This window comes from Kitasatospora sp. NPDC023176 (assembly GCF_055560495.1).
Genome location: NZ_JBVHIP010000006.1, coordinates 20307 through 36486, shown reverse-complemented (window position 1 = coordinate 36486; position 16180 = coordinate 20307). Strand labels below are relative to the sequence as shown.

Genomic DNA, 16180 nt, shown 5'->3' with positions numbered 1-16180 from the left:
CCTCCCGTACGCGCCCGGCGCGGGGCGGCTACAGCGGGCCGTTCCAGTCCAGCGTCGGCTCCAGCACCCCCTCCAGGGTGAGCAGCCAGCGCTTCACGTCGATCCCGACCCGGCCGCCGCCGAAGCCGCCGATCCCGTCCGCCGCCACCACTCGGTGACAGGGCACCAGCAGGGCGACCGGGTTGGCCGCCATCATCTGCCCGACCGTCCGGGCGGCCAGTCCGGGTTCGGCGACGTCCTCGAACACCCCGCTGCGGGCGGCCAGTTCGCCGTAGGTGATGGTCCGGCCGTACGGCACCTGCTCCCAGAGCGTGCGCAGCACGGTGCGGTGCGGCCCGGAGCTGAGGCTCCAGTCGATCGGCAGGCCCACGTCCCTGGTGCGGCCCGCCAGGTAGGCGCCGAGCCGCTCGGTGACGGCGGCGACCTTCGCCGGGTCGGTGCACGGCGGCGCCTCGCCGTCCCGTCCGCCGTAGCCGGCCGCCGCCACGCCCAGCGGCGTCACCGCGATGTGCATCGGACCGCTCGGCAGTGGGGTCGGCACGGTCAGCCAGGACAACGACCAGGACTGCGACACGCTCGGGCCCCCACCCTCCACCGGGCCGGCCACCGGCCGATCCGGCAACCGGGGTGCGGCACCGGCCGGTCCGCCCCGTTCGCCATCGTACGGCGGACGGGGCGTGCCTCCGGCGGGCCCGCCGGCGCTGTTCCTTGGTGCCGCCCCTTCTAGTGCTGCCCCTTCTGGTGCTGCCCCTTCAGCTCGGCGGACAGCGCCCTCGCCCAGTGCGACAGTTCGGCGCGGTCCGGCGCGCGGCCCTCGCAGAGCACGGTGAGCTGTGCCTCGTTGATCCGGTTCGGCCCCGGGATCTCCAGCAGGTACGCCAGTTCGGCCAGCACGGTGGCCAGCCGCTCCGCGTCCGCGTGGTCCAGGGTGGCCGGGGCCTGGTGGTGGCTGATGGTGAGCGAACCGGGCATGGTCGACCTCCTCTGACCCCCACCCCCCACGGTACGACCGACCCGGCCACCCCGCCCGCCGCGGAGGCACACACGCGTGGGCGGAGCGACCGGCGGCACTCCGGAGCCGGCCGGGCACGGTGCGCGGTGGGCCGCACCGATGGTGGCCGGGGGTGCGCCCCGGAGCCGTCCGAGGGGTGAGTCAGGTGCTCGGGCCCTCGTCCCAGCGACGATTCCGTACGGCCGGTACGCCCAACACTACGGCCCCGGCAGCAACTTGCCAGACCGCTCCCAGCAGCAGCACCCCGCCGGTGCCGAACCGGGCCGCCAGCGGACCGGCCGCCGCCAGCCCGAGCGGGCCGAGGACGAAGGAGCCCAGCGCCCCGAAGGAGGTCAGCCGGCCCAGCAACCGCGCCGGGACCCACCGCTGCACGGTGGTGCCGTACAGCGTCCCGCAGACCGCCGAACCGACCCCCGCCAGCAGCGCGCCGGCCACCACCCAGGGCAGCGGCGCCTCCGCCGCCAGCGCGGCGGAGGGCAGCGCCCAGGCCAGCCCGGCCACCGTCGCCACCGCGAGCGGGCGCCCGGGGCGGCGGCCCAGCATCAGCAGCCCGCCCAGCACCGCGCCGACCCCGTACACGCCCATCACCAGGCCCCAGGCCCGGGCACCGCCCAGCTCGCGCTGCGCGGTGAGCGGGCCGAGCACCAGGAACGGGGCCCAGACCAGCAGGTTGAACAGGCCCATCTGCGCGGTGGTGATCCACAGCCACGGACGGGCGGCGAACTCCGACCAGCCGGACCGCAGTTCGTGGACCATCGAGGTCCGGGCGCCGGCCGTCGCAGGTCGCCCGGGAAGCCGGAGACCGGCCAGCGCCAGCGCGCCGACCCCGTACGTGACCGCGTCGACCAGCAGCACCGCCGCCGGGCCCCGCACCGCCGTGACCAGGCCGGCCAGCGCCGGCCCGGCCACCGTGGCCGCCGAACGCGACAGGCCCAGCAGGGTGTTGCCGTCCGCCAGCAGCTCCTCCCGGCGCACCAGACCGGGCACGATCGCGCCGAACGCGGGCATGAACAGCCCCTCACCGATCCCCCACACCGCCACCAGCGCGACCATCGCCCCCACCGACGCGTGCCCGGCCGCCAGCAGCGCGGCGAACAGCCCCTGGACCAGGCCGCGCAGGACGTCCGAGCCCAGCATCAGCCGGCGGCTGCCCAGCCGGTCGGCGATCACCCCGCCGGCCAGCAGCACCAGCACCACCGGGAGGATCCGGGCGGCCATCACCCAGCCGAGTTCGGTGCCCGTCCCGCCGCCGTCGAGGACGGCGAAGGCCACGGCGACCGGCGCCATCGAGGAGCCGAGGAGGGAGGTGGTGTAGCCGATGAAGAACCGGCGGAAGTCGCGCTCGCCCAGCACGGCGAGACGGGCTCCCAGGCGCCTCGGGCGGGCCGGGATCCGTTCTGCGTCCATTGCCTCGGTGTCCATTGCCATGGGCAGTCAGTCTGCGGGCGCGGGGGAATCGGATTCAAGGGTTTCCGGCGAAAAACCTGAGCCTTTCGGCATCAAGGGTGGCGACATTTACGGCTGCCGCAGTAAATCGCTTCAGATATGGGCTTCCACCTGCTGTTTACTGCGCTTTCCGGATATCCTTGAACGGCATCCGGTCAGGTCATTTACTGCGGAAGAAGGCGATCGTGACAGAGCTCCCCCCGGTCGAGTACGGCCTCGCCGTCGAGCGCTACCTGACCGCCTCCGGGCTCGCCGCGGGCTCCCGGCGGATCTACCGGATCGCACTGGACACCTGGGCCTGGGCACTCGCCGACCGGCCCGCCCCCACCGGCCCCGGACGGCGGCGCGCCCGCCCGCCCGTCCTGCCGCTCGCCCTGCTCGACCACCCCGACGCCGCCGAACGACTGCGCGCCGCCGCCACCCGGCGCGCGGCCGGCACGGACCCGCGCACCCTCAACCGCGAACTCTCCACCCTGCGCGCGGCGGTGGCCTGGTGGCGCGCCCAGGGCTGGATCGACGGGGACCCGAGCACCGGACTACGCCCCCTGCCGCTGCCCCGACTCCCCGAGGCCGCCGCCCCGTTGGCCCCCGAGCAGCTGCGCGCCCTGTTCGCCCGCCGGGCACCCCTGCGCGAACAGGCGCTCTGGCACCTGCTGCACGAGTCCGGCGCCGCCATCGAGACCGCACTCGCCCTGAACACCGACCAGTTGGACCTCCCCGGCCGCCACACCCGACCCCGGTCCGACCGCGCCCCGCTCCACTGGGGCCCCGGCGCCGCCCGGCTGCTCCCCCTCCTGATCGCCGGCCGCGCCGGCGGCCCGCTCTTCCTCACCGACCGCCGCGCCCCGGCCGGCACCCCCGCCGCCGACCGCTGCCCCCACACCGGCCGCGCCCGGCTCTCCTACCGCCGCGCGGCCGAGCTGTTCACCGCCCACACCCGGACGCTCGGGGAGGGATGGACGCTCCGGCAACTGCGGGCGGGGACGGGGAGGCGGCGGACGGTCTAAGCGTCCGGTGGCACCGCCCGGCGGCCCAGGGGGAGCACGTCGTCCAGGGTGTCGGCCAGTCGGGGAAGGGTCGGCCGGTGGGCCGGGTCGAGGTGGAGGGCGGCGTCGATCGCCTCGGCGAGTGGGCGGGGCAGGCGACGGCGCCGGGAGACCGGGGTGGCCGGGCTCGACGGCGGGCCGTCGAAGGGCGGTTCGCCGGTGGCGGCTTCGTAGAGGGTGGCGCCGAGGCCCCAGACGTCGGTGGCGGCGGTGAACAGGCCGCCGGAGGCCTGTTCGGGGGCGAGGTAGCCGACCGTGCCGATGCCCGGGCGGCCCGGGCCCGGCGGGCGGGCGATGCTGAGGTCGAGCACCTTGGCGCGGCGGCAGTCGATCACGATGTTGGCCGGCTTGAGGTCGAGGTGCAGCAGCTTCTTTCCGTGCAAGTACCGTACGGCCGAGATGAGTTGCAGCCCGAGCAGGGCCAGGTCGATGGCGGCCGGGCGGCGCGGTCGCCGGTCCAGCAGGTGGGCGAGGGTCTCGCCGCTGAGGGTCTCCGACACGGCGTACGGCTGGGGGCGTTCGCCGGTGCCGTAGCCGCGCACCAGGTGGGGGTGGGTGAACTCGGTCAGCCAGCGGCCCTCCCGGAGCAGGCGTTCGCGCAGTTCGCGGTCGCGGCGGTGGTCAGACCGGAGCACCTTGACCACGCAGCGGCAGTCCCGTTCCTCGCTCCAGGCGTCGTAGACGTCCAGCCAGCCGGTGCGGCAGAGGTGGGCGAGCACCTGGTAGCCGGGGGCGATCGGCGCCCCGGCGGGCAGTGGCCGTACGGCGGTCATCGGGCGACCTCCGTGCTCATCGGGCGACCTCCGTGCTCATCGGGCGGCCTCGGTCGGGGTCGCGGCCCGGGCGAGCCGGGCGTAGCCGTCGTCGTGGGCGAGCAGGTGGCGGTGGTTGCCGCAGGCCGCGACGCGGCCTTCGCGCAGCAGGACGATCCGGTCGGCGTTCCGTACGGTCAGCAGGTCGTGCGAAATGACGATCGTCGTGCGACCGGCCATCAGCCGTCCCAGCGGCTCCAGGATCCGCCGCCCCGACTCCGGGTCGAGACCGGTGGTCGGCTCGTCGAGCAGCAGGACGGGCGCGTCCCGGATCATCGCCCGGGCGATCGCGATCCGCTGGCGCTGGCCGCCGGACAGCAGGCTCCCGTGCCGGCCCACCACCGTGTCGTAACCGTCCGGCAGCCGGCTGACGAACTCGTCGGCGTCGGCGGCCCGGGCGGCGGCCGCGATCTGCGCGTCGGTGGCGTCCGGGCGGCCGTAGGCGATGTTCTCCCGGACGGTGCCGTGGATGACCAGGGTCTCCTGCAGGAGCACCGCGATGTGCTCGCGCAGGTCGGTCAGCGCCAGGTCGCGCAGGTCGGCGCCGTCCAGCCGGACGGCGCCGCGCTGCGGGTCGTAGAAGCGCAGCAGCAGCTTGGCGACCGTCGACTTGCCCGCCCCGCTCTCCCCCACCAGCGCCACCGTCTCGCCCGGTTCGATGCGGAGGGAGACGTCGCACAGCGCCGCGCGGGCCGCGTGCGGGTAGCGGAACCACACCCCGTCGAGGGCCACCGCGCCGCGCACCCGGGCCGGGCGCAGCGGCCGCGGCGGATCGGCCACCCGCGGCCGCTGGTCGAGCAGTTCGATGATCCGCTCGGCGGCGGCCGAGGCCGAGAAGAAGCCGTTGCTGAGCCGCCCGATCCCCTGGATCGGACTGTAGAGCCGGCTCAACAGGGCGACGAAGACGAGGAGTTCGCCGAGGGTGAGACGGCCGTGGACCAACTCCCAGGCGCCCAGCCCGAGGACGATCAGCGCGCCGACCAGCTCCAGCTGCTCCACGATCGGCGTGAACAGGGCGCGCAGCCGGGTGGCCGCCATCGTCGCCCGGAACCGCGCCAGGTTCTCCCGCAGGAACCGGTCCTGCTCCCAGTCCTGCCGGTTGTACGCCTGCACCAGCGCGATGTTGCCCAGCGTCTCCTCCGCGAGGGCACTGACCGAGCCGCTGCGGCGCCGCCGCTCCCGGGACGCCGCCTTCACCCTCGTCGAGAACCGCCGGGCCGTGATCCAGAACAGCGGCGCGACCACCAGCGCGGTCAGCGCGAGGTCCCAGCGCAGGTAGAACAGCACCCCCAGGAAGACGGCCAGCTCGGCGACGTACGCGACCGCGTCCAGGACGCCCGAGAGCAGGAAGGTCTCGACCGCCTCGACGTCCGCGGTCAGCCGCGACAGCACGTCGCCGAGCCGCCGCCGCTCGAAGAAGCCCAGCGGCAGGCCCTGGAGGTGCCGGAACACGTCCGTACGCAGGGCCAGCAGGAAGCGCTCGCTGACCCAGGCGGAGAGCGTCTCGTCCGCGAAGTCCAGGGCTCCTGCCAGCAGGGTCAGCCCGGCGTAGCCGAGCGCGACCGGCAGGAACAGCCCGAGTCTGCGCGGCACCAGCACGTCGTCGACGACGACCTTGAACAGCCAGACCATGGCCGCGTCGACCACCGGGCCGAGCAGGACGATCACCACCAGCAGGGTCAGCCAGCGCCGTCCCCCTCGGGTGTAGGGCCAGAACCGTCGGAACGTCCGCCGCAGCGGCACGGCCGGCGCCGGGGCGGCGACGACCGGGTCCGCCCGGCCGGCGCCGTCACCGGTGTCGACAGCCGTCGACCGCCGCGGCGACCACACGCGCTCGTCCTGACCCGGGAACGTGGAACGGTCCGTCAGTCGTCAACGCCGCCCGTGCTTGTTCCTGCGGCCGTGACGACGGCCGCGGCCGGTCGTGTTGTCGGTGTTCCGGTCCTCCTTGCCGTTCCCGCGATCCTTGCGGGACTGCCGCATCGCCGGCAGGAGGTTGGCGAGGATGCTCATCACTGCCACCTTTCTCTCGGTCGCGCCCCCACACCGGGAAGTACGCACGGGCGGGCGGGGATGCTCAGCGGGGTGCGCGGCCGGCGTGCGTCACGGGCGCGGTTCCGTGCGCGTCACGGGCGCGGTTCCGTGTGCGTCACGGGCGCGGTTCCGTGTGCGTCACGGGCGCGGTTCCGCGTGCGTCACGGGCGCGGTTCCGCGTACGTCACAAGGCCGTTCCGGTCGGTCCGGAGACCGTTACGCAGCCGATGAGCGACCGTAACGCGACCGGGCGGGGACCGCGACACGGCCCTCCTACCGTCACTGACAACGCACCGGCCGTACGAGCACGGCGAACCGCACAGGCCGTACGGGCTTCACGGGCCTCACGGGCCGTACCGGCCGCAGGCGTCGGCGAGAGCCGCGGTCTCGCCACCGAAGCGTTCACCAGAGCCACGAAGGAGAACCCCCGATGAGCAGGACCCGCACCGACCGTTCGCCCGCCCGCCGTCTGCTGGCGGTCTGCGCCCTGACCGGCGCCGCGCTGATGACCGTCGTCACCGGCGGACAGGCCTGGGCCGACGGGAGCCCGCAGCCGGCTCCCGCCAGGCCGTCCGCCGGCCCCAGCGACGCCGCCCCGGGCGGCGCTGTGGTGGGCGCCCGGCCGTCCGCCGCCCCCGCCAAGCCCGGCCAGCCGGCCCCGGCGGCCGGGGGCGCCTCCGCGGGCGTCGCCACGCCCGCGCCGCCGCACGCCCCCGTCGGCTCCCAGCCGCAGGTCCGCGAGGTGCCGAAGGGTGCCGCCCAGGCCGGTGACGGCTCGGCCGCGACCGACGGCAGCGGCCTGATGCTGGCGGGCGGCGGAGCCGTCGCGGCCGTCGGTGCCGGTGCGCTGGGCTTCGCCCTCCTGCGCCGCCGTTCCGGCGCGCGTGGCTGACACCCGTCCCGAGTCCGCCGGGCACCCCGGCGCCCTTCCTCCGCACCCGGCCGGGCGGGGAAGCGGCGCCGGGGTGCCCCCGGCGGCGGGGACCGACCGAGGGACCGGCGCGAAGACCGCCGATCGGGCCGGTCGTGGGCGCCGGCGCGCCGCCCGGCGCGGCCCGAGCCTGCTGCAGCGGACCCTCTTCGGCACGGCCGGCCTGCTCTGCCTCACCGTCGGCGCCTCGCTCGCGCTGTCCGGGCGGGACACCCCGGTGGTGCGGATCGAGACCTCCGGCCACGACCCGGCGGCCGCCGCGTCCGCCCCCGCGTCCGCCCCCGCCGGGGCGCCGACGACCGGTGCCCCCACCCGCGCCGCCTCGCCGCCCGACCACCTGCTGATCCCCTCCATCGGGGTGGACGCCCCGGTCACCGGCCTGGGACTGAACGCCGACGGCACGGTCCAGGTGCCCTCCGCCGACCAGGCCGACCAGGTCGGCTGGTACCGCAACGGCCCCACCCCGGGCGAGTCCGGCCCCGCCGTCCTGATCGGGCACCTCGACACCAAGCACGGCCCGGCGGTCTTCAAGCGCCTGCCGGAACTCCACCCGGGCGACCTGATCCGGATCGGGCGCGCGGACGGCGGCACCGTGGACTTCACGGTCCGCAGCCTGGTCCAGGCCGCCAAGGACCACTTCCCCACCGACACGGTCTACGGCGACACCCCCGGGCCCGCGCTCCGGCTGATCACCTGCGGCGGGCGGATCGGCTCGGACGGCCACTGGACGGACAACATCATCGTCCTGGCGGACCCGGCCTGACCCGGCCCGGCGCGACCGGGTCGGGTCAGGGCGGGGCGGAGCAGGTCGGGGCGGAGCGGAGCAGGTCGGGGCGGAGCGGGCCATGCCAGGCCCGGCTCACCCGAAACGGAACCACCGGTCACCCTCCGCGCGACCTACCACCGGAACAGCCGTCACGACGGACCCGCTCCACCCGCTGCACCAGCACGACGACCACCACCGGGGCGAACCAGGAGGACGAGCACCGACCGTGGCACCACCGACCCCGCCCCGCCCCCGCCGCGCCGCCGTGCCCGCGACCGCCCTCGCCGTGCTGGCCGCCCTGACCGCCCTCGGCGTACTGGCCTTCGGCCGCCCCGCCCCCGGCGGCCTGCGGGACGACGGCCCGCGCCAGGCTGTCGCCCCGCCCAGCCCGTCCCCGTCGGCCAAGCCGCTCTGGCCCGGCCTGGCCACCGCACCGCCGCCGGCCACCTCCTCGACCGATTCCGCCGCCCAGGCCCCGCCGCAGCCCGTCCCCGACGTGACCGTCCCCGGGCACGACCTCACCGCGGTGGACGTCCGCACCCTGCTCGCCAAGGACCCGGGGGTTAGCGCGGAGGAGCGGCGCGCGCTCGAATCCTGCACCGAGTGCGAGGCGCGGGCCCCCGAGTTCCGCGACCTCACCGGCGACGGGCGGCCCGAGCTGATCGCCGCCGTCGCCACCCCCGGGCCGGTCGTCCTGCACGTCTACACCCTCGCCGACGACCGGGTCCTGCCGATCCTGCGGGTCCAGGTGCTCCAGCGCTTCAGCGCCGCGACCATCGACTGCGACCTGTGGCTGTACGAGCCGACCACCTACACCACCCGCACCACCCGCCACTACCGCTGGGACGGGAGCAGGCTCGCCCTGATCGAGAAGAAGGTGGAGGGGGTCGGCCTGCTCCCGCCCGCCGACCCGTCCGCCGACCCGACGTCCGGCGCCGGCACCGCCCAGGTGCCGTTCCCGGCCCGCCCCACCGCCGGGCCGAAGCAGCCTCCGGCCGCGGGCGTCCCCTTCCCCTATCCGTCGCGGGCCACCGCCCAGCCGTCCGGCCCCGCCGTCGCCCCGGAAGCGAAGCGATGACCACCGCAGCCGCCCCCGCCCAGCCGCACATCCTGCTCGTCGAGGACGACGAGGTGATCCGGGAGGCCACCCGGATGGCCCTGGAGCGCTACGGCTTCCCGGTCACCACCGCCGCCGACGGCCTGGAGGGGCTGGAGGCCTTCCACGCCGTCCGCCCCGACCTCCTGCTGCTGGACGTCATGCTGCCGCTGCTCGACGGGGTCGGCCTCTGCCGCCGGATCCGGGAGGAGAGCCAGTTGCCGATCCTGATGATGTCGGCCCGCACCGACCCGGTGGACGTGGTGTCCGGGCTGGAGGCGGGCGCGGACGACTACGTGGTCAAGCCGTTCGAGAGCGCCGTGCTGGTCGCCCGGATCCGTACGGTGCTGCGCCGCGTCCGGGTCGCCCCGCCGGCCGAAGCCGCCCCGGCCGTTCCGGCCTCCCAGGTCGCCCAGGTCGCCCAGTCCGGGCCTGACACCCCGCCGGCCGCCGAAGCCGCCACCGCCGTACGCCACTTCGACGGCCTGCAGGTGGACACCGACAGCATGGAGGTGCGGGTGGACGGCCGGCTCGTCCCGCTCACCCCCACGGAGCTGCGCCTGCTGCTGGAGTTCACCACCGCGCCCGGCATCGTGCTGGAACGTTCCGCCCTGCTGGAGCGCGTCTGGGACTACGAGTGGGGCGCCGACACCCGGGTGGTGGACGTCCATGTGCAGCGCCTGCGGGCCAAGATCGGCTCCGGCCGGATCGAGACCGTCCGCGGCTTCGGCTACAAGCTGCGGCGCCCGGCATGATCCTGCGCCGGATGACCCTGCGCCGCCAGATCGCCACCGCCGTCGCCGCCATCTCCGTCCTGGTCGCGGTGGCCGTCGGCCTGCTGGTCCACCAGGCGATGATCCGTCAGCACGTCGACCAGGCCCGCACAGCGGCCCTCACCGCCCTCGGCTCGGCCCTGACCGACTACGGCCGCGGCATCAGCGCCCCCGGCGCCGCCCTGGACGACCCGGCCCTGCCCGCCCGGCTGCACGGCCTCGCCGCCGACGGCCGGCAGGGTTCGCTGCTGGCGGCCGACCAGCAGGGCGAGTCGATGTGGGCGGCGGGCCCGGTCCAGGGCGGGGTGCTCTCCGTCCGGGTGGACTTCGCCCAGGACCGCCGGGCGATCGCCGACCTGGACCGGATCATCCTGATCACCGTGGTCGCCGCGGTCTTCACCACCGTGCTGGCCGGCGTCCTCGTCGCCGACCGGATCAGCCGCCGACTGCGCACCGCCGCCACCGCCGCCCGGGGCATCGCGGCCGGCGGCACCGACACCCGGATCGGCGAACTCGTCGACGGGAAGGACGAGGTAGCCGACCTCGCCGCCGCCGTCGACCTGATGTCCCGCACCCTGCACCGCCGGCTGGCCGACGAGCAGCGCTTCACCGCGGACGTCGCCCACGAACTGCGCACCCCGCTCACCGGCCTGGTCACCGCCGCCGAACTGCTGCCGCCCGGCCGCCCCACCCAACTGGTGCAGAACCGGGTCCAGGCCCTGCGCGCCCTGGTCGAGGACCTCCTGGAGGTCTCCCGGCTGGACGCCGACGTCGAGTCCCCCGACCTCTCCGCCGTCCCGCTGGAACGCGCGGTCCGCCGTACCGTCACCCTCACCGGCCTCGACGTCTCCGTCGAGATCACGGCCGGCCAGGAGGTCCGCACCGACCTGCGCCGGCTGGACCGCATCCTCGGCAACCTGCTGGTCAACGCCCACCGCCATGGCGCCAGCCCGGTCGAACTCCACGTCGACGGCCGCCGCATCACCGTCCGCGACCACGGCCCCGGCTACCCCGACGACCTCCTCCACCACGGCCCCCAGCGCTTCCGCACCAACGCCCCCGAACGCGGCCGCGGCCACGGCCTCGGCCTCACCATCGCCACCGGCCACACCCGCGTCATCGGCGCCACCCTCACCTTCGCCAACCACCCCGACGGCGGCGCCCTCGCCACCCTCACCCTCCCCCCGGGCCGACCACGGCCAGCTGAACAGCGAAGGGCCAGCCCACTCGGATCACTCCGGTGAGCTGGCCCTTCGGGCGCCGGTCGCATTGCTTCCTACGCGAGCCCCCTGTCGGGTTCGAACCGACGACCCCCGCTTTACAAGAGCGGTGCTCTGGCCAGCTGAGCTAAGGAGGCACGGTGGCCGTCCGCGACGGATCACGGCGGCACCGGGGGCAGTCTACCGGGCCGGGGTGGTGGGGTGGGGGGATATCCGGGGGTTGGCGGGGTGGGCGGGCGTGATGGAACCGACGCCTGAATCGGGGCGATGGGGGCTGACAAGCGACGGGAGCGCAGGTAGCGTCGCCGGGAGCCGGTCCGATGGTGGTTCAGACCACTGATGGACCGGCGGAGACGAACGAACCCCCTTTACTCGGATCGTCCGGCACGTTCCTGCCGGTGAAGGAGAGAACGACCATGGCTTCTGTCACGTACGACCAGGCGACCCGCATCTACCCGGGGGCGACCAAGCCCTCGGTGGACGCGCTGGACCTGGAGATCGCGGACGGCGAATTCCTCGTGCTGGTCGGCCCGTCGGGCTGCGGCAAGTCGACCAGCCTGCGCATGCTGGCCGGCCTGGAGGACGTCAACAGCGGCGCGATCCGGATCGGCGACCGGGACGTCACCCACCTGCCGCCGAAGGACCGGGACATCGCGATGGTGTTCCAGAACTACGCGCTCTACCCGCACATGACCGTCGCCGAGAACATGGGCTTCGCGCTCAAGATCGCCGGCGTGAACAAGACGGACATCCGCACCAAGGTCGAGGAGGCGGCGAAGATCCTCGACCTCACCGAGTACCTGGACCGCAAGCCGAAGGCGCTCTCCGGCGGTCAGCGCCAGCGCGTCGCGATGGGCCGGGCGATCGTCCGCCAGCCGCAGGTCTTCCTGATGGACGAGCCGCTGTCGAACCTGGACGCCAAGCTCCGCGTGTCCACCCGCACCCAGATCGCCGGCCTGCAGCGCCGCCTGGGCATCACCACCGTGTACGTCACCCACGACCAGACCGAGGCGCTCACCATGGGCGACCGGGTCGCGGTGCTCAAGGACGGTCTGCTGCAGCAGGTCGACACCCCGCGCAACATGTACGACAAGCCCGCGAACCTGTTCGTGGCCGGCTTCATCGGTTCGCCGGCCATGAACCTGGTCGAGGTGCCGCTGGTGGACGGCGGGGTGAAGTTCGGCGGTTCGGTGGTCAACATCTCGCGCGAGAACCTGGTCGGCGCCGGCACCGACAAGACGGTGATCGTCGGCATCCGCCCGGAGCACTTCCAGATCGTCCCGTCCGGCGGCATCGAGGGCGTCGCGGTGACGGTGAACGTGGTGGAGGAGCTCGGCTCGGACGGCTTCGTCTACGGCACCACCCAGATCGGCGGCGTGGACAAGGAGCTGGTGGTCCGGGTGCCCGGCCGCCAGATCCCGACCCGCGGCGAGACCGTCCACGTGGTGCCGATCGCGCAGGAGACCCACGTCTTCGCCACCAGCAGCGGCCAGCGCCTGAGCGTCTGCGACTGACGCGACCGAGGCTGCCCGCCCGGCAGCTGACGGGGAGCCCGTCGGACCGCCTCCGGTCCGGCGGGCTCCGTCCGTACACCCCCACGTCAACACGGTGCAGGGACGAACCCGGACACCGTGTCACTCGATGGCGTGACGGAGGGCGATCCTGCCCGCACCCACCGCTACTCTCCTGAGGGTGAAGCAGCTTGTGCGCCGTATCGGCCAGACCGTCGCCCTGACCCTGCCGGTCGTCCTGGTGACCACCGGCACCCTCGCCGTGACCCGGGTCCCCTGGGCCCCACCGACCGCGCTCGATCAGCAGGTCGTGGCGGCGTCCAGCGGCGACGGCGTCGGCATCGGGCGGTCCACCACCGCCGCCACCACGACGGACGGCCTCGCCCCGCAGGAGTCGCTGCGGGTGGCACTGCTGGACGAGCTGCGCGCCAAGAACCCGTCCGCCGCGCTGGACCTGCTGGAGCGCTCGATGCGCGAGCAGCCGGCGCTGACGCCGTACTGCACCTCGCTGGCCACCGAGTTGGGCAAGGCGGCGGTGCGCAAGTACCAGGGCGACGTGCAGCGGGCCCGGTCCTTCGCCCGCCCGGTCTGCGACGGCTCCTTCGCGGCGGGCATCGCCGGCTGACGAGCGCCGGCTGACCGCAGCCCGCAAACGGACCGACGGACGGCGGCAACTCCCGCCGGGCGCCCTATTGTTCAGGCATGACCGCTGACTCCGGCCCCGCCGCCGACCTCACGTCCCCCCAGTCCCAACAGGCCTTGCAGTCCCAGCAGGCCCCGCAGTCCCAGACCCGGCCGACCACGACGCCCGTCACCCAGGCCGTGATCCTGGCCGGCGGCCAGGGTTCCCGGCTGCGCCCCTACACGGACGACCGCCCCAAGCCGCTGGTCGAGATCCCGGGCACGGGCACGCCGATCCTGGGCCACCAGCTGGCCTGGCTGGCCGCCGAGGGCGTCACCGATGTCGTGGTGTCCTGCGGCCATCTCGCGGACGTGCTGGAGGAGTGGCTCGACAAGGCGGAACTGCCGCTGCGGGTGCGCACGGTGGTCGAGGCCGAGCCGCTCGGGCGCGGCGGCGGCCTCAAGCACGCGGCGAAGGCGCTGCCCCGCCCGGACGAGCCCTGGTACGCCACCAACGGCGACATCTGGACCCGCTTCAGCCTGCGCGACATGGCCGCCTTCCACCACGAGCGGGACGCCGTGGCGACGCTCGCGCTGGCCCGGCCGCGGATCCCCTGGGGTGCCGTGGAGACCGACCAGTTCGGCAACGTGCTGGACTTCATCGAGGCCCCGCCCTCGCCCTTCCTGATCAACGCCGGCCTGTACGTGTTCAGCCCGGAGTTCGCCGACCTGCTGCCGGACGTGGGCGACCACGAGCGCACCACCTTCCCCCAACTCGCCCGCAGCAAGCGGCTCGCGGGCTACCAGCTGCCGCAGGGCGTGTACTGGCGCGCGATCGACACCGCGAAGGACCTCACCGAGGCGGCCAAGGAGCTCGCGGCCTACCGCGACAGCTCCCGCTGACGAGCAGCGAGCACCCCGCGAGCACCTCGCTGGGTCCCGCGGGACCCAGCGGGACCCAGCGCCGCACCCGACGCCGCACCCCGCCGCGCACAGCACAGCGCTACGGCCGGGTGCTCCCCCACGGAGCACCCGGCCGTAGCGCGCCCGGCGGCCTCAGGTGGCCGTCGGCGTCCCCGGACGGGAGGACTGCCCACCGGACAGGTCGGCCAGCGGTCCGCTGCCGAGCACCGGCCCGCTGCCCAGCACCCCGCCGAGCAGCCCGGAGCCGTTGCTCGGGCTGGGCTTGGGCGCCGTGCCCGAGCCGCCGGGGGCCGGGGTGCGCTGGGCGGGCGCGGAGCCGGAGCCGGCGGGCGGGGCGGCGGGCGCCGGGGAGGAGCCGCCGGTCTCGGCCTTGCCGGAGTGCTTGCCGCCGGGCGTGGCACCGGCCGACTTGGCGGGGGCGGTGGCGGGTGCGGTGGCACTCGGTGTCGGGGTGGCCGGGCGCGGGGCGGCGGGCGGGGGCGAGGTGGACGTGCCCTGGCCGCCGGGGGCGCCGGAGGGGCTGCCCGACGGCCAGACCGGGGTGCCGTAGTCGCCGGCCGGGCGGCCGGGCGCCTGGTGCGGCCGGGCGCTGGTGCGGACGGCCGCGCCCAGCATCGAGCCGAGCAGCAGGGTCAGGCCGACCACGACGGTGGTGACCACCGCGCCGCGCCGCAGCACCCGGCGGCGCAGGGCGCCCGGCGCGCCCGCGCCGATCCGGCGCCAGGCCTCCAGGTTGAGCCGCCCGTCGAGCGAGGCGAAGGGCGCCCCGGCGATGAGCAGCGGGCTCCAGGCCGCGAGGAAGATCAGGTCGGGGGTGTCGTACACGGGGACGGAGCGCCAGCTGACGGTGAACAACAGCGCGGCGGAGAGCAGCATCGCCGCCCCGGCGGCGAGCCGCTGCCACAGGCCGAGGACGGTCAGCACGCCGACCACGATCTCGGTGAACGACACCACCAGGCCGGAGCCCACCGGGTGGGCCATCGCGAAGGCCAGCAGCGGCTCGGCGACCTTCCACGGGTGCAGCGAGGAGAGCCAGCGCATCATCGAGCCGCGCTCGCCGCCGTCGAAGTACACCGGGTCGCAGAGCTTGCTGAACCCGGCGTAGACGGAGAGCGAGCCGAGCACCGCGCGCAGCGGCAGCAGGACCAGGCCGAGGTCGACCCGGCGGCCGGGGTACCAGGGCTGCTTGCCGTCGGCGGCAGCGGTGGCGGAGACCTCGGGCAGTTCGCCGCTCGGGGTCCAGCCGTGCGGTTCGCCGACCGGGCCGACGCCGGCGTCGGTGGCGGTGCCGCTGCCCTCGCGCGGCTGGCGGGGGACGCTCCGGGCGCCGGCGTAGGCGGGCAGCGCCTGGGTGTCCGTCTCGTCCGGGTCGACGCCCGCCGGGGCGCCGTTGATCCGTACCGCCTCCAGCAGCCGGGTGGCCGCGAGGTCCCCGGGGGCCGCCTGGCCGGTCCAGGTGACGGCGGTGACCCGGCCCTTGCGGCGCGGTGCGCCGCCGGCGGTCCCGGCCTGGGCGCCGGCCAGCGCCGGGACGGCGGAGGCCGGTACGACGACCTGCGGGGTGACCAGCGGACGGCGGATCAGGCCCTGGTTGGCGTACGGGTCGCCGAAGGCGGCGCCGGTGGACAGCAGTCCGGCCGGGGCCTCGATCAGCGGCGCCACCTGGGTGCCGAGCCGGAGCCGGAAGCTCGCCTGGGTGTTGCTGAGGCGCGCGGGGTCCGACGGCACCTTGACGGTGTCGAGCCCGGGGCCCGCGTCCATCCCGGTGCTGCCGCCGCCGAACAGGGGGCGCCGAGGTGTTCTGGTGTCCACGTCCACGCCCGTCTAACCGGGTGACGGCCGCTTAGGACACTCTCTCGGGTGGATGTCCGGCGCATACTTGAAGTGATCATGAGAAAAGCGATCGGACCCGGTCGGGCCCGATCGCTTTTCACTCGGATCGCGGAGAATTCAGAAGATCTCCTGCGGGCGCGGCGTCCGATGTGCTG

16 protein-coding genes and 1 tRNA gene are annotated in these 16180 nt (G+C 75.1%); 9 read left to right on the top strand and 8 right to left on the bottom strand.

The window, feature by feature from the left end; all coding sequences use genetic code 11:
- Positions 1-28: 28 nt before the first annotated feature.
- The 3 genes from ACZ3YL_RS11275 to ACZ3YL_RS11265 form a co-directional block, all read right to left on the bottom strand.
- Positions 29-574 carry a methylated-DNA--[protein]-cysteine S-methyltransferase gene (locus ACZ3YL_RS11275; protein WP_317621147.1) on the bottom strand — a complete coding sequence of 182 codons (546 nt, stop codon included), beginning with the start codon at positions 572-574 and terminating at the stop codon, positions 29-31.
- Positions 575-723: 149 nt separating this feature from the next.
- A complete protein-coding gene (locus tag ACZ3YL_RS11270; RefSeq protein ID WP_465656776.1) occupies positions 724-972 on the bottom strand; it encodes a hypothetical protein in 249 nt (82 codons plus the stop codon).
- 181 nt (positions 973-1153) lie between these two features.
- Positions 1154-2419 carry an MFS transporter gene (locus ACZ3YL_RS11265; RefSeq protein ID WP_188305808.1) on the bottom strand — a complete coding sequence of 422 codons (1266 nt, stop codon included), beginning with the start codon at positions 2417-2419 and terminating at the stop codon, positions 1154-1156.
- A gap of 224 nt (positions 2420-2643) precedes the next feature.
- Between ACZ3YL_RS11265 and ACZ3YL_RS11260 the strand changes: the two genes are divergently transcribed.
- Positions 2644-3465, top strand: a complete 822-nt coding sequence (locus ACZ3YL_RS11260; RefSeq protein WP_465656774.1) for a hypothetical protein — start codon at positions 2644-2646, stop codon at positions 3463-3465.
- On the opposite strand, the gene ACZ3YL_RS11255 is transcribed toward ACZ3YL_RS11260, so the two are convergent.
- From ACZ3YL_RS11255 to ACZ3YL_RS11245, 3 genes are read right to left on the bottom strand one after another with little or no spacing between them, the layout of a single operon-like run.
- Positions 3462-4277, bottom strand: a complete 816-nt coding sequence (locus ACZ3YL_RS11255) for a serine/threonine-protein kinase (RefSeq protein WP_465656772.1) — start codon at positions 4275-4277, stop codon at positions 3462-3464. The genes ACZ3YL_RS11260 and ACZ3YL_RS11255 overlap by 4 nt on opposite strands.
- A gap of 36 nt (positions 4278-4313) precedes the next feature.
- Positions 4314-6146 (bottom strand): ABC transporter ATP-binding protein, encoded by a 1833-nt coding sequence (locus ACZ3YL_RS11250; RefSeq protein ID WP_465656770.1) that lies wholly within the window; start codon positions 6144-6146, stop codon positions 4314-4316.
- Between the two features lie 42 nt (positions 6147-6188).
- A complete protein-coding gene (locus ACZ3YL_RS11245; protein WP_188307609.1) occupies positions 6189-6329 on the bottom strand; it encodes a hypothetical protein in 141 nt (46 codons plus the stop codon).
- Between the two features lie 451 nt (positions 6330-6780).
- Here ACZ3YL_RS11245 and ACZ3YL_RS11240 point away from each other — a divergent pair, with 451 nt between their 5' ends.
- The 5 genes from ACZ3YL_RS11240 (at position 6781) to ACZ3YL_RS11220 (ending at position 11160) form a co-directional block, all read left to right on the top strand.
- Positions 6781-7242: a hypothetical protein gene (locus ACZ3YL_RS11240; protein WP_465656768.1), complete on the top strand. Its 462-nt coding sequence runs from the start codon at positions 6781-6783 to the stop codon at positions 7240-7242.
- Complete coding sequence (locus ACZ3YL_RS11235) at positions 7235-8044, top strand: class F sortase (protein ID WP_465656766.1); 810 nt, start codon at positions 7235-7237, stop codon at positions 8042-8044. Before ACZ3YL_RS11240 ends, ACZ3YL_RS11235 begins: the two co-directional genes overlap by 8 nt.
- 229 nt (positions 8045-8273) lie before the next feature.
- Positions 8274-9125 carry a hypothetical protein gene (locus tag ACZ3YL_RS11230; protein ID WP_465656764.1) on the top strand — a complete coding sequence of 284 codons (852 nt, stop codon included), beginning with the start codon at positions 8274-8276 and terminating at the stop codon, positions 9123-9125.
- Positions 9122-9898 (top strand): response regulator transcription factor, encoded by a 777-nt coding sequence (locus tag ACZ3YL_RS11225; RefSeq protein WP_188304100.1) that lies wholly within the window; start codon positions 9122-9124, stop codon positions 9896-9898. The genes ACZ3YL_RS11230 and ACZ3YL_RS11225 overlap by 4 nt, the downstream gene beginning before the upstream one ends.
- Before the next feature lie 11 nt (positions 9899-9909).
- Positions 9910-11160: a sensor histidine kinase gene (locus ACZ3YL_RS11220; RefSeq protein WP_465656761.1), complete on the top strand. Its 1251-nt coding sequence runs from the start codon at positions 9910-9912 to the stop codon at positions 11158-11160.
- A gap of 39 nt (positions 11161-11199) precedes the next feature.
- Here ACZ3YL_RS11220 and ACZ3YL_RS11215 read toward each other — a convergent pair.
- Positions 11200-11273 (bottom strand) — tRNA-Thr (locus tag ACZ3YL_RS11215).
- Between the two features lie 279 nt (positions 11274-11552).
- On the opposite strand from ACZ3YL_RS11215, the gene ACZ3YL_RS11210 reads away from it, so the two are divergent.
- The 3 genes from ACZ3YL_RS11210 (at position 11553) to ACZ3YL_RS11200 (ending at position 14171) form a co-directional block, all read left to right on the top strand.
- The gene (locus ACZ3YL_RS11210; RefSeq protein ID WP_188304117.1) at positions 11553-12650 is read left to right on the top strand and encodes an ABC transporter ATP-binding protein; all 1098 of its coding nucleotides are present in this window, start codon (positions 11553-11555) and stop codon (positions 12648-12650) included.
- Positions 12651-12828: 178 nt separating this feature from the next.
- Positions 12829-13272, top strand: a complete 444-nt coding sequence (locus ACZ3YL_RS11205) for a hypothetical protein (protein WP_188304118.1) — start codon at positions 12829-12831, stop codon at positions 13270-13272.
- Positions 13273-13349: 77 nt separating this feature from the next.
- Positions 13350-14171, top strand: coding sequence for a nucleotidyltransferase family protein (locus ACZ3YL_RS11200; protein WP_465656758.1), 822 nt, complete (start codon positions 13350-13352; stop codon positions 14169-14171).
- Positions 14172-14324: 153 nt separating this feature from the next.
- Here ACZ3YL_RS11200 and ACZ3YL_RS11195 read toward each other — a convergent pair whose 3' ends face one another.
- A complete protein-coding gene (locus tag ACZ3YL_RS11195; protein ID WP_465657000.1) occupies positions 14325-15953 on the bottom strand; it encodes a DoxX family membrane protein in 1629 nt (542 codons plus the stop codon).
- Between the last annotated feature and the right edge of the window lie 227 nt (positions 15954-16180).

What these genes read in the sequence shown, in the direction of transcription:
- ACZ3YL_RS11270 (WP_465656776.1), bottom strand. Translation starts at nt 972, where the DNA reads ATGCCCGGTTCGCTCACCATCAGCCACCACCAGGCCCCGGCCACCCTG.
- ACZ3YL_RS11265 (WP_188305808.1), bottom strand. Translation starts at nt 2,419, where the DNA reads ATGGACGCAGAACGGATCCCGGCCCGCCCGAGGCGCCTGGGAGCCCGT.
- ACZ3YL_RS11255 (WP_465656772.1), bottom strand. Translation starts at nt 4,277, where the DNA reads ATGACCGCCGTACGGCCACTGCCCGCCGGGGCGCCGATCGCCCCCGGC.
- ACZ3YL_RS11245 (WP_188307609.1), bottom strand. Translation starts at nt 6,329, where the DNA reads ATGAGCATCCTCGCCAACCTCCTGCCGGCGATGCGGCAGTCCCGCAAG.
- ACZ3YL_RS11240 (WP_465656768.1), top strand. Translation starts at nt 6,781, where the DNA reads ATGAGCAGGACCCGCACCGACCGTTCGCCCGCCCGCCGTCTGCTGGCG.
- ACZ3YL_RS11225 (WP_188304100.1), top strand. Translation starts at nt 9,122, where the DNA reads ATGACCACCGCAGCCGCCCCCGCCCAGCCGCACATCCTGCTCGTCGAG.
- ACZ3YL_RS11220 (WP_465656761.1), top strand. Translation starts at nt 9,910, where the DNA reads ATGACCCTGCGCCGCCAGATCGCCACCGCCGTCGCCGCCATCTCCGTC.
- ACZ3YL_RS11210 (WP_188304117.1), top strand. Translation starts at nt 11,553, where the DNA reads ATGGCTTCTGTCACGTACGACCAGGCGACCCGCATCTACCCGGGGGCG.
- ACZ3YL_RS11200 (WP_465656758.1), top strand. Translation starts at nt 13,350, where the DNA reads ATGACCGCTGACTCCGGCCCCGCCGCCGACCTCACGTCCCCCCAGTCC.
- ACZ3YL_RS11195 (WP_465657000.1), bottom strand. Translation starts at nt 15,953, where the DNA reads ATGGACGCGGGCCCCGGGCTCGACACCGTCAAGGTGCCGTCGGACCCC.